Below are 11925 nucleotides of genomic sequence, written 5' to 3' on the forward strand. Positions count from 1 at the left end.
AAATAAATAACAATAGAGAGAAAAGAATATGCGCAAACAACTGATGGCGTTGGCGGTAATCGCCCTGTTAGGAAGCAGTACGGCGGTTCTGGCCGCAGATTTAGAAACGGACATGGACACGATTGCGGATAACTACAGCAAAGTGCTGAAGACCAGCGATCAGGCAGAACTTACGACCAGCCTGGCGAACATGAAAGCGGCAGCGGAAGACGCGAAAAAAGCCACACCGCCGAAGCTGAAAGGCAAAGCGCCGGACAGTCCGGAGATTCAGGATTACCACAAAGGGTTGGATACGCTGATTGGGCAGATTGATTCGGCATCAGCTTTGGCGAAAGCCGGCAAAGTAGATGAAGCGAAGAAAGAAGCCGAAGGGTTTAAGGCCACAAGGAATGAGAACCACAAGAAGTTTAAGTAAGCAGATGGCCGCTGCTTAGGCGGCTTTTCATGCTGATAGCAGCGTAAGTTTCGGTTTCTCAATAACGGTTATCACACGGCCTCTCGCACCGAAACCGACCAAAGAGGGCTAAGACGAGCCCTCTTTGGAATCTCCACGTCTTAAACTGCGCGCTCCGCTCGCTGTCTATGTTTCAGATACCACCGCGACAGGCTGGAAATCTTGCCGCTGCGCGGTGCCTTCTCTCGGGATTCGAGCCTCTGGTCTCGAACCTCTCGCTCAGCAAGATTTCTGAATCGCCCGCACGATCTTAAATTCAACGGCAGATCGTTTTCATCTTTTAAATAAGCTTAATGGCGTGCTCAAAAATGGTACCGAATGAATGGTTCGAGACCTGAGGCCCGAAGCCTGAAATGAGGGAATCGCGCAGCGATGACATTTTGCGCCACTCACTATTGCCATGGAACATGTCCATCGAGCCTGCGATAGCGCGCAGTAAAAAAGCGGGGAGAGATCCAAGAGAGGGAAAGCACTTCCCTCTCCTGGGCGGTTTCGGCGCTGCGCGTTGAGTGATCACTGCAGGTGAGAAACCGAAATTTTCTCATCCTTAAGTAAAGCCGCCATTGCAGCGGCTTCTGCAAAAAAATCTTAACTTCTCAGTTCCCCGGCCGCCTCCGGCTGATACAACAACTCCAGCACGGTAATGTGGCTTTCTTCGCCATTGGGCATTTCCCAGGTAATGCTGCCGCCGACGCGCAGGCCTAAAAGGGCAGCGCCGAGCGGGGCCATCACCGACAGTTGCTCATTGCTGTCTTTCAACGCTGCCGGATAGACCAGTGTACGGATGTGCTCTTCGCCTTCTTTACCTTCCGTAAAGCGAACCTTGCTGTTCATCGTAACTACGTCGGCAGGAATTTCCCCGGGCGGCAAAATCTCTGCGCGATCCAACTCTTCATTCAGGGCATCGGCGACCGGGCTGCTGGCAAATGCCGGTTGCGCCAGCAATGTGTCCAGGCGTTCTGCGTCAAGTTCATTGATGATCAGTGTCGGTTTACTCATAACATTCTCCATGGTTCCTTTTGCATCACCCGCTTCATGCGAGTGGGGTGCCGGTCGGCAAAAAATAACACCCCCGCGGGTAAACGCGGGGGTGTCAGTGTTCTGCATGTGTTCTTTGATACTAGGCATTCTTATCGGTAAAAGAAAGCGTTGTAAGGGAATTAATCCGCATTGCGAAAAATCCGATTACCAGTGAAATACGCTGCTACAGACGGTAATACTCAGTGATATGACGACTTAACTTTTCGTTTTGCGAATTAGATCTGCTCAGCTCACCGTATTTCCACTTCGAACTGGAAAAAGACCCACTACACAGGAAATCTCTCCAAGGTTAGGGTAAAGACAGACGAAATAAACGACTGAAAATAGAAAGTCAGGCAAGGAGAGAGGTAACCGCGAGTGAATAACGGAACCGCATCTGTGAAGGGTAACGGGCAGACAGAATTGGAAGATGCTCCTGCAATAACAGAGAAAGTATTAAAAGATATTCAGGCAATGCAAAGTGCGAAGAATATCTACACCACAGATGTTCAGTTGCAGATGTTAACGTCACACGTTAAAGCCATGGTATTACGCTCAATCACCGGCGAACCATTGCCTGAAGTCGAAAAAGATTTATTTGACGAAATTTCTGATGAGTCCATGAAAATGGCAGAAGAAGTTGTCAGCTGGTTCGGAAATTTACCGATTGAGGAAGCGTATTTGCTCTCGGTGCATTTTGAAGTCGCAAGAGACAACGAACCGAAATAATCCTGATTTTTGATTTAACGAATTAACCAAACTGGAGAAGTAAATTATGGGACAAGTATTAGTTGTGATTGGCGACCGTTTAGGTAAAGGCCAGAAAGTGGCAGCAGGCGTGGAAGCGGCTGGCGGAAGAGCCATTGTTGTCCCAGGCATGGCAGCCGATATGAAACTCGGCGACGTGATGAAAACAGAAGGCGCGACCTTTGGTATTTCCTTCTGCGGCAGCGGCGGCGCCGGTGCGATTACCGCACAAAACAAATACGGATATAAAGCCAAGTACGGAATGCGTTCAGTGGATGAAGGTGTGACGGCAATTAATGAAGGCTGTCTGGTATTAGGGTTCGGATTTATGGATAAAGAAGAACTGGGTCAGCGCCTGGTTGAAGCTTATAACAAGAAGTATGGTCAGGCGTAATGAAGCAACAATTAAGCACGACAGTTCGGGTTGAAGGAAAAGGCGAAAATAAGGCTGCCGCCTTTTCTTCCGCACTGAGTCAGGTTCAGAGAACGGTTCTCAAATCTTCTACCAATAATGTCTTGCTGCGCATTGAACCGCAGGACGTCAAGGTAATAAAGGCAGAAGAGTCAGTGAAAAGAGAAAAGTTTCTGTTCTTTTTTCTGGCCAGGGAAAGAAAGAGTTATTACGTGGCGTTAGACATTACCGTCAACCTGACTGTTATTAATACGGAACAGGTAGTTTTTGTCACGAAATAAAAACGTTAGCTATAAATGACAAGGATATACTGATGTTTTTAATTATTTTATTTAAGTCGCTTATTATCGGCGGACTGGTTGGCGTGGGGGTAGGTGCAGGTGCTGCACGTATGTTCCACGCGCCTACCGTGCAAGGGATGGGGGCTTTTCGTACTCTTGGGGAATTAAATTCCTGTGAAGGCGATCCGGCTTCGCATTTCTCATTTGGTCTGGGCTTCTTCTTTAACGCCTGGGCTTCTTCCGTTGCGGCGGGTTCTTTCACACAGGACGTCGACCACCGCATCATCCCTCACTGGGCGACCGCTGCTCTGATGTTCAAAAACCGCAATGTGGCTGAAACCATGCACGACCCGCGCAAGATGGCGATTGCGGGCGGCATCATCGGCATGATTGTGGTGGCATTTCTGAATACCACCGCATCCGCGGTACCTGCGGCTTTACAGGTGACGGCGATTAAAGTGCTGGTGCCTGCGGCCAACCTGCTGGTGAACACCGTCATGCCCGTAATTTTCTGGCTGGCGGCGATTGATGCAGGGCGTCGTTCTGGTTTCTGGGCCACCATCTTCGGCGGTCTGGCGCAGATGATCATGGGTAACGCCGTGCCGGGTCTGGTGCTGGGTATTCTGATCGGGAAAGGCGTTGAAGAAAGCGGCTGGAACCGAGTCACCAAAGTGATGATGGCAGCGATTATCGCGCTGTTCGCACTCAGCGGCTTCTTCCGCGGTTTCGACGTCAAACTGTTGCAGTCTTTCATGCTGGATGTTCCCGCGTGGCTGAACGGCATTCACAACTCACTCAGCGGCAAGTAAGAGGAACATGACAATGGAAGAACAAGCCAAACGTGGTTTCTGGTACGCCGAGTGGTCGTTCCCGATTTTTGTCGGACTGCTGTCGTCAGGCGTTTTCGCCGGGACACACATGTATTACCTGTATGGCATTGGTGCTTTTAACGAAGTGGCGTTTGTGTCGATGCTGCGTTCAGGCATGGATACCGGTGTGTACGGCGCAGTGGCGGCCTTCGGTGCCAGCTTCCTGTTTGCCCGCATTATCGAAGGTTCGCTGGTCGGTATTCTGGATATCGGCGGCGCGATCCAGACCGGTATTGGTCTGGGCGTTCCGGCACTGTTGCTCGGCGCGGGGATTATCTTCCCGGTGGCGAACTTTGCCGCTTCGCTGGTGACCGGCCTGATCCTCGGTTTAGCTGTGGGCTACATCATTATTCTGGCGCGTAAATTTACCATCAATCAGAGCAATTCCACCTACGGTGCGGACGTGATGATGGGTGCGGGTAACGCCTCCGGCCGCTTCCTCGGGCCGTTGATTATCCTCTCCGCGATGGCCGCGTCGATTCCAATCGGCCTGGGATCACTGCTTGGCGCGCTGGGCTTCTACCTGTGGCAGAAACCTATCACCGGCGGTGCCATTCTCGGTGCGATGGTGCTGGGCGCTATCTTCCCGGTATCACTGTAAGTACTTCAATAAGAAAGCAGTAATCAGGCGTCAGGATTTCTCTGGCGCCTGAGATTATGGAGAACGTCGTATGTATGACTTAATCATCCGACAGGCAAAAAGCACAGACGGCAGCCTGACTGATATTGCAATTCAGGGCGGCAAATTCGCCGCCATCGGCACGCTGGCACCCGACGCCACAGCCCGCCAGACACTCGACCTTCAGGGCAAAGTTTACGCCAGCGCAGGCTGGATTGACTCCCATGTTCACTGTTACCCGAAATCACCCATTTATCATGACGATGCCGATTTGATTGGCATCGCCTGTGGTGTCACCACGGTGGCGGATGCCGGCAGCACCGGCGCGAATGATGTCGACGATTTCTATCAGATCACCCGAGCGGCGAAAACCAACGTCTACGCGTTCCTGAATATCGCGCGCACCGGCATCGTCACGCAGAACGAACTGGCGGATATGACGCAGATCGACAAAGTCGGCGTGCGTGACGCCATCGCGCGCAATCCCGGTTTTATTATCGGCATCAAAGCGCGCATGAGCAGCAGCGTGGTCGGCCAGAACGGTATTAAACCGCTGGTGCGCGCCAAAGAGATTCAGCAGGAAAACAACGATCTGCCGCTGATGGTGCATATCGGTAATAACCCGCCGAACCTCGATGAAATCGCCGATTTGCTGACATCAGGCGACATCATCACGCACTGCTATAACGGCAAGCCAAACCGCATCCTCTCGCCAGAAGGTGTACTGCGCGATTCCATTAAGCGCGCGCTGAGCCGCGGCGTGCGGCTGGATGTCGGTCACGGGACCGCAAGTTTCAGTTTTGAAGTGGCGGAACGGGCGATTAAGCAGGGTATTTTGCCCCACACCATCAGCTCCGATATTTACTGCCGCAACCGCATGAACGGGCCGGTGCATAGCCTGGCGACCGTCATGTCGAAGTTCTTTAGCGTAGGCATGACACTGACGCAGGTGATTGATTGCGTCACTTCACACGCCGCCGATGCTTTACGCCTGCCTGCCAAAGGCCGTCTCGAAGTGGGCGCTGACGCCGACCTGACTCTGTTCGAGCAGCGTTTTGCGCCGCAGGTATTTGTCGATTCCGAAGGTCAGTCCGTGAAGGGCGAAAGTTTGCTGGTACCTCTGGCCGCCGTGGTCGCGGGTGTCACTCTGTTAACCGAAGAAGGGAAATCTGCTCATGTCTTCTGAACAATCTTTGTATGAAAAATATCAGCTGAAACAGGTGATTAACGCATCCGGTCGCATGACGGCGCTCGGTGTTTCCACGCCGCGTGAAGAAGTGGCGGCGGTGGTGAATACCGGTCTGAATCATTATTTCGAGATGAAGGATCTGGTGAACAAAACCGGTGCTTATATCGCCAAACTGCTGAACGTGGAAAACGCGGTGGTGGTGTCCTGTGCGTCTGCCGGGATTGCGCAGTCGGTCGCGGCGGTGATTGTGAAAGATAACGCCTGGCTGCTGGAAAACCTGCATGCCGCACCGCTGGAAGTCCCTCACGACATCGTGCTGCCAAAAGGCCACAACGTGAATTTCGGTGCGCCGGTGGGCACGATGGTGACAATGGGCGGCGGCAAAGTCGTGGAAGCCGGTTATGCCAACGAATGTTCAGCCGCCCAGCTTGCGGCCTGCATTACGCCACGCACTGCCGCCATTTTGTACATCAAATCACATCACAGCGTGCAGAAAAGCATTCTTTCGGTGGCGGAAGCCGCTGCCGTTGCCCGTGAGCATAACCTGCCGCTGATCGTTGATGCTGCCGCAGAAGAAGACCTGACCTGTTATTACGAAATGGGCGCAGATCTGGTGATTTACAGCGGCGCGAAGGCCATCGAAGGGCCGACCAGCGGTCTGGTGCTCGGCAAAAAACAGTACGTCGAATGGGTGAAACTGCAATCGGGCGGGATTGGCCGTGCGATGAAAGTCGGCAAAGAGGGCATTCTCGGCCTGACGCAGGCCATCGAAAGCTACATCACGCAACCCAAAACCACCGGGCAGGAAATGGTCGACAAGATGACGCCATTTATCGCCAGCCTGAATGAAATTAACGGCGTCACCGGACGCGTGGTCTGGGACAGCGCCGGGCGTGATATTGCGCGTACGGAAATTACGTTCGATGAAACGGTACTGGGCTGGAAAACCAAAGCCATTGTGGATGCGATGAAAACCGGCGATATCGCGATTTATTTCCGTGGCTACCGCGCTAACGAAGGCAAGATTGAAGTTGATGTGCGCAGCGTGACGCCGCCGCAGCTCGCCATCGTCGCAGAACGTTTTAAACAACTTTTTAGTGGAGAGAAAGCATGAAGCTGACCCCGAATTTCTACCGTGACCGCGTGTGCCTGAATGTGCTGGCTGGCTCGAAAGACAATGCCCGTGAAATCTATGAGGCGGCAGAAGGTCATGTTCTGGTCGGTGTGCTTTCCAAAAATTATCCGGACGTTGCGAGTGCGGTAACGGACATGAAGGAGTACGCGGAGCTTATCGAAAACGCTTTGTCCGTTGGCTTAGGCGCGGGAGATCCGCGTCAGTCGCTGATGGTCAGCCAGATTTCACAACACGTTCAGCCGCAGCATGTGAATCAGGTCTTCACCGGTGTCGGCACCAGCCGTGCGCTGCTTGGTCAAAACGACAGCGTGGTCAACGGCCTGATTTCGCCGACCGGCAAAGTCGGTTTCGTCAAAATTAACACCGGCCCGCTAAGCTCCGCGGCCAGTGACGCCATTGTGCCGGTGGAAACCGCCATTGCGCTGCTCAAAGACATGGGCGGCAGCTCGGTGAAATATTTCCCGATGGGCGGCCTGAAAACTCGTGAAGAATTCGCTGCCGTGGCGCGTGCCTGTGCAGAACAGGATTTCTGGCTGGAGCCAACCGGCGGTATCGATCTGGAAAACTTCGAGCCAATCATGGAAATCGCACTGGCCGCGGGCGTGACCAAAATCATCCCGCATATCTACAGCTCAATCATCGACAGCGCGTCGGGCAATACCCGTCCTGAAGATGTGAAAACCCTGCTGGCCAGCGTCAAAAAACTGGTGGGCTGAAGGTTCTGACCTTTCCTGCGCGGTAAGCCGTCTGCGCGGTTAAACACTCAGCGTCCTTCATCCACTGAACGGGCGCTGAGCCTCTCGTTTGTCTGACAACCCAGGTTTGAGGAAATGTATGAGAAACTGGTTTCTGATTTCAGGTTTAACCTCCGCGATGCTGGCCGTTTCGGCCATGCCGCTCTACGCAGCAGAAAAAACAATGACTTCTACAACGCCACATTTCGCGTATGTCGGCACTTACAATCCCAACGGGGAAGGTGTCTACCGCTTTAAATTTGATCCGAAAACCGGCGCGCTGAGCGATAAAACGCTCGCCAGCCAGTTGCCAAATCAGGCACAGATGGTGCTCAGCCATGACGGTAAAACGCTGTTTATCGGCAGCGAAATTGATCATTACAATGGTGGCAAACATGGTTCAGTGGCGGCCTATCGCATTGCGCCTGAAGATGGCAGCCTGACGCTGATTAATCAGGTGGATTCGCAGGGCGCAGGGCCGGTGTATCTTTCGCTGACGCCAAAAGGTGATCATCTGCTGGTGGCGAACTACATCAGCGGCGTGGTTGCCGTCTTCCCGGTGGACATCAGCGGGAAGCTGAGTGAAGCCAGTAACAGCCAGCAGGATTCCGGTCCGGCAGGCGCAGGCAAACCGGCCGCGGCGGCGGAAGGCAGTTTTGCCATCAGCGACCACAACGGGCCACACGCGCACATGATTGCCACAGATCCTTCCGGCAAATTCGTGTTCTCTACCGATCTGGGGCTGGACCGGATTTATCAGTGGAAGCTCAACGGTGAAACCGGCGTACTGGAAGCCAACGATCCGCCGTTTATCAAAGCCTCTTCTGAAGGTGCCGGACCCCGCCATTTCGTGTTTCATCCTAACGGCAAAGTCGTTTTCCTGATCAACGAAGAGGCTTCGACGCTGACCAGCTATCGTTTTGACGCCGTAAAAGGCACGCTCAGCGAGCTGCACAGCTTGTCCACGCTGCCGGCCGGTTTCAAAGGCACGAACTTCGCCGCGGGCATTGTGCTGAGCAAAGACGGCAAACATCTGTACGTTGCCAATCGTCTGCACAACAGCATCGCGCAAATCAACGTGACCGGTGAAGGCGCGATGACCTGGAGTGATGAAACCTGGACGCGCGGTGACTATCCAAGAACGCTGACGTTGTCACCGGACGGTAAATATATTTACGCAATGAATCAACGAAGCGATAACATCACCAGATTCAAGGTATCTGGCGAAAACGGCAAGCTGTCATTTGTGGATGACTATGTGGCTGTGGGCAGCCCGTCACAGATGGTGATTGCGCCTTAAGCGGTGCCGCAACAGAAACAAACTCCGTTCACGACGTGTTTTGTTCGTGAACGGAGCCTCGTTGAAACGAACTGGAAGAACAATGGTGAGATTTCCCAATCAACGTCTGGCGCAGTTATTTGATGCGCTGCAAACCGAAACCCTTCCTCAGGATGAACTGGCAAAACGTCTGTCTGTTTCGACGCGCACGGTGCGTGCCGATATTACTGCGCTGAACGAAATCATCGCCGATTTTGGTGCGACGTTTGTCCACAGCCGGGGCAGCGGATATCAGTTGCGCATCGATGATGCGGCGCTGTTTTCGTCGTTACAGCAATCAACACAACGTAAACCGAATCCGACGCCGCGCACCGCCGCTGAGCGGGTGAAGACGTTGCTGATCCGCTTTTTGACCTCAGCTTTTTCATTAAAGCTGGAAGATCTGGCCGATGAATGGTTTGTCAGCCGGGGAACCCTGCAAAATGATATGGCTGAGGTGAGGGAGCATCTGGCGCGCTATCACCTGAATATCGAAACCAAGCCGCGCTACGGCATGAAATTGTTCGGTGCTGAACTGGCGATCCGCGCCTGTCTGACCGATTTGCTGTTCCAGCTGGATGCCGAAGAGCAGGCGAATCCGCTACTGAAAGCAGAAAGTCTGGAGCCGGAAGCGCTGGTTCCGCTGACGCGTTTTATGCATCAGTTGCTGACGCAGTCTTCCATTCAGCTGACGGATGAAGGCGAACAGTATCTGATCCTCTATTGCGCCGTGGCGATCAAACGCATTACCGGCGGTTATCCGCTGACAGATTTTGATGCCGAAGACGGTGATCCGGCGGTGAAGCAGGTTTCTGTGCGGCTGGCCGCGGAGCTGAAAAATCTGGTCGGTAAGGAAATTCCCGCTTCGGAAGAGGCGTATCTGCGGGTGAATATTGCCGCGCGCCGCGTCCAGCAGATTTTACCGACGGACATTAACGCCGACGACGATGAGTCGCTGGTCGATTACATTCTTTCGTACATCAATTCGCACTATAACTATGATTTGCAGGGTGATAAGCAGCTGCGAGCGGATCTGCTGACGCACATCAAAACCATGATTACGCGGGTGAAATACCAGATTAATATCCCCAATCCGCTGCTGAGCAATATCAAACAGCATTATCCGATGGCGTATGACGTCACGCTGGCGGCCGTTTCCAGCTGGGGTAAATACACGCCTTACACGCTGAGTGAGAATGAAATCGGCTTTCTGGTGCTGCATATTGGCGTCGGGCTGGAGCGGCATTACAACATTGGCTACCAGCGCCATCCGCAGGTGATGCTGGTGTGCGACACCGGCAATTCAACCATCCGTATGATCCAGGCGCAGATTAACCGTAAGTATCCTCAACTGGTGATGAAGCAGGTGGTTTCGCTGCGTGATTACGAGCAGCTGGAGCACATCGACGAAGATTTTATTATCTCCAACGCCCGTATCACCGAGAAGAATAAGCCGGTGGTGGTGCTGTCGCCGTTCCCGACCGAATACCAGATGGAGCAGCTCGGCAAGCTGGTACTCGTCGACCGCACGCGCCCGTATATGCTGGAAAAATTCTTCGACGAAAAACACTTCATGATCGTCAATGAGCCGATGACACAGGCGGAGCTTTTTCGCCATGTTTGTTCGCAGCTTGAAGAAGAAGGGGTTGTCGATCAGGCGTTTTATCCTTCGGTGGTGGAGCGCGAGGAGATTGTCTCGACCATGCTGGGCGAAGGCATTGCGCTGCCGCATTCGCTGGGATTGCTCGCGAAGAAAACCGTGGTGATCACTTTGCTTTCGCCGCAGGGCATTGCCTGGGGCGAAGGAGAAACGGCGCACGTGATTTTCCTGCTGGCGATCAGCAAGGCGGATTACGAGGAAGCAATGGCGATTTACGATTTGTTCGTGACGTTTGTGCGGGAACGCTCGATGAGCCGTTTGCTGAGCAGTGAGAATTTTGAAAGCTTCAAGGCGATTGCTATCGACTGTTTAAGCCGCATTTAATACGGCTTAAACAGTTCGTTAACCCTCAGTCTTCGTCAAAACCAGAATTAATCAGATTTACGACGGCGCTGAGAGCCTGTTCTTCATCGGGGCCGGTGGCTTCGATTTCGATTTTCTGGCCTTTCGGGGAATCCAACATCAGCAGTGCGATCACGCTGCTGGCTTCCGCCTCGATGCCTGTGCCGTTGCGCAGCATCACTTCTGACTCAAAACTCTGTACCAGTTCAAATAACTTCATCGCCGGACGGGCGTGCATCCCTAACCGGTTTTTGATTTCTACCGTTTGTTTAACCGTCATGATTTGCGTTTTTCCAGCGTGCGATGGCGGGACTGGACGTTCTTCCCGCGGGAACGGAAATAGTCAGCCAGCTGTTCTGCGATATACACCGAACGGTGCTTACCGCCGGTACAGCCAATGGCGACGGTCAGATAACTGCGGTTGTTGGTTTCCAGCGCGGGCAGCCATTGTTCAAGATAGCTGCGCGTCTGATAGATAAAATTATGTACTTCGGTATGACGGTCGAGGAACGCAGCGACCGGTTTATCGAGGCCGGTCATCGGACGCAGTTTCGGATCCCAGTGCGGGTTAGGCAGGAAACGCACGTCGAAAACGTAATCCGCATCAATCGGAATACCGTGTTTGAAACCAAAGGATTCAAAGACCATGGTCAGTTCACGTTCGCGTTTGCCCAGCAGGCGCGTACGCAGCATTTCTGCCAGTTCGTGAACGGACATCTCGGAGGTGTCGATGATCAGATCCGCGGAAGAGCGCAAAGGCTCCAGCAAATCGGCTTCTTCATCGATTGCACTTTCAAGGGACAGGTTTTTGCTGGAGAGCGGGTGCAGACGACGGGTGTCGCTGTAACGGCGGATCAGGGTATTACGGTCAGCGTCGAGGAACAGCAGCTGTGGCGAGAAGCTTTCCGGCAGCTGTGACATCGCATGCTCATAAACTTCCGGTGTTTCTGGCATGTTGCGAACGTCAATGCTGACGGCCGCAGACGTATTGCGTTCAACAAGTGTCTGGGCGAGCTGCGGCAACAACACCACCGGCAGGTTATCCACACAGTAAAAACCCATGTCTTCCAATGCCCTTAGGGCAACCGACTTCCCGGAACCGGAACGGCCGCTGACAATCATCAGCACCATGGTGTCACTCCCCT

At 53.3% G+C, this 11925-nt stretch carries 14 protein-coding genes; 11 read left to right on the forward strand and 3 right to left on the reverse strand.

Features of this window, described 5'->3' with window-relative positions; translation table 11 throughout:
- The first annotated feature begins 28 nt into the window (after window positions 1–28).
- The gene (gene cybC / locus J1782_RS25875; RefSeq protein WP_101074949.1) at window positions 29–415 is read left to right on the forward strand and encodes a cytochrome b562; all 387 of its coding nucleotides are present in this window, start codon (window positions 29–31) and stop codon (window positions 413–415) included.
- 627 nt (window positions 416–1042) lie between these two features.
- On the opposite strand, the gene rnk is transcribed toward cybC, so the two are convergent.
- Window positions 1043–1453: a nucleoside diphosphate kinase regulator gene (rnk, locus tag J1782_RS25880; RefSeq protein ID WP_152327348.1), complete on the reverse strand. Its 411-nt coding sequence runs from the start codon at window positions 1451–1453 to the stop codon at window positions 1043–1045.
- A 399-nt stretch (window positions 1454–1852) separates the two neighbouring features.
- Here rnk and J1782_RS25885 point away from each other — a divergent pair, with 399 nt between their 5' ends.
- The 10 genes from J1782_RS25885 to J1782_RS25930 all read left to right on the forward strand — a co-directional run bounded on the left by J1782_RS25885 (window position 1853) and on the right by J1782_RS25930 (window position 10762).
- Window positions 1853–2203: a PRD domain-containing protein gene (locus J1782_RS25885; RefSeq protein WP_152327347.1), complete on the forward strand. Its 351-nt coding sequence runs from the start codon at window positions 1853–1855 to the stop codon at window positions 2201–2203.
- Window positions 2204–2249: 46 nt separating this feature from the next.
- Window positions 2250–2615, forward strand: a complete 366-nt coding sequence (locus J1782_RS25890) for an SFCGS family glycine-rich protein (protein WP_152327346.1) — start codon at window positions 2250–2252, stop codon at window positions 2613–2615.
- Window positions 2615–2914 carry a DUF4312 family protein gene (locus J1782_RS25895; RefSeq protein ID WP_217154244.1) on the forward strand — a complete coding sequence of 100 codons (300 nt, stop codon included), beginning with the start codon at window positions 2615–2617 and terminating at the stop codon, window positions 2912–2914. Before J1782_RS25890 ends, J1782_RS25895 begins: the two co-directional genes overlap by 1 nt.
- 32 nt (window positions 2915–2946) lie before the next feature.
- Entirely contained in the window at window positions 2947–3723 is a 777-nt protein-coding gene (locus J1782_RS25900; RefSeq protein ID WP_101074954.1) for a DUF4311 domain-containing protein, read from the forward strand.
- Window positions 3724–3736: 13 nt separating this feature from the next.
- Window positions 3737–4384 (forward strand): DUF4310 family protein, encoded by a 648-nt coding sequence (locus J1782_RS25905; RefSeq protein ID WP_101074955.1) that lies wholly within the window; start codon window positions 3737–3739, stop codon window positions 4382–4384.
- A 70-nt stretch (window positions 4385–4454) separates the two neighbouring features.
- Window positions 4455–5588, forward strand: coding sequence for an amidohydrolase/deacetylase family metallohydrolase (locus J1782_RS25910; RefSeq protein WP_152327344.1), 1134 nt, complete (start codon window positions 4455–4457; stop codon window positions 5586–5588).
- Window positions 5578–6705, forward strand: coding sequence for a DgaE family pyridoxal phosphate-dependent ammonia lyase (locus tag J1782_RS25915; protein ID WP_217154245.1), 1128 nt, complete (start codon window positions 5578–5580; stop codon window positions 6703–6705). Before J1782_RS25910 ends, J1782_RS25915 begins: the two co-directional genes overlap by 11 nt.
- Window positions 6702–7442, forward strand: a complete 741-nt coding sequence (locus J1782_RS25920; protein WP_165061344.1) for a KDGP aldolase family protein — start codon at window positions 6702–6704, stop codon at window positions 7440–7442. Before J1782_RS25915 ends, J1782_RS25920 begins: the two co-directional genes overlap by 4 nt.
- A gap of 118 nt (window positions 7443–7560) precedes the next feature.
- Window positions 7561–8760, forward strand: a complete 1200-nt coding sequence (locus J1782_RS25925) for a lactonase family protein (protein WP_152327341.1) — start codon at window positions 7561–7563, stop codon at window positions 8758–8760.
- Window positions 8761–8842: 82 nt separating this feature from the next.
- A complete protein-coding gene (locus tag J1782_RS25930) occupies window positions 8843–10762 on the forward strand; it encodes a transcription antiterminator (RefSeq protein WP_193333196.1) in 1920 nt (639 codons plus the stop codon).
- Window positions 10763–10787: 25 nt separating this feature from the next.
- Here the strand turns inward: J1782_RS25930 and npr are convergent, their stop codons facing one another.
- Together npr and rapZ are read right to left on the reverse strand one after the other, a co-directional pair.
- The gene (npr, locus tag J1782_RS25935; RefSeq protein ID WP_112288366.1) at window positions 10788–11060 is read right to left on the reverse strand and encodes a PTS phosphocarrier protein NPr; all 273 of its coding nucleotides are present in this window, start codon (window positions 11058–11060) and stop codon (window positions 10788–10790) included.
- Window positions 11057–11911 carry an RNase adapter RapZ gene (rapZ, locus tag J1782_RS25940; protein ID WP_101074959.1) on the reverse strand — a complete coding sequence of 285 codons (855 nt, stop codon included), beginning with the start codon at window positions 11909–11911 and terminating at the stop codon, window positions 11057–11059. The genes npr and rapZ overlap by 4 nt, the downstream gene beginning before the upstream one ends.
- Window positions 11912–11925: the final 14 nt, after the last annotated feature.

Origin of the sequence: Rahnella sp. BCC 1045, assembly GCF_019049615.1 — a bacterium.
GTDB classification, from domain to species: Bacteria; Pseudomonadota; Gammaproteobacteria; order Enterobacterales; family Enterobacteriaceae; genus Rahnella; species Rahnella contaminans.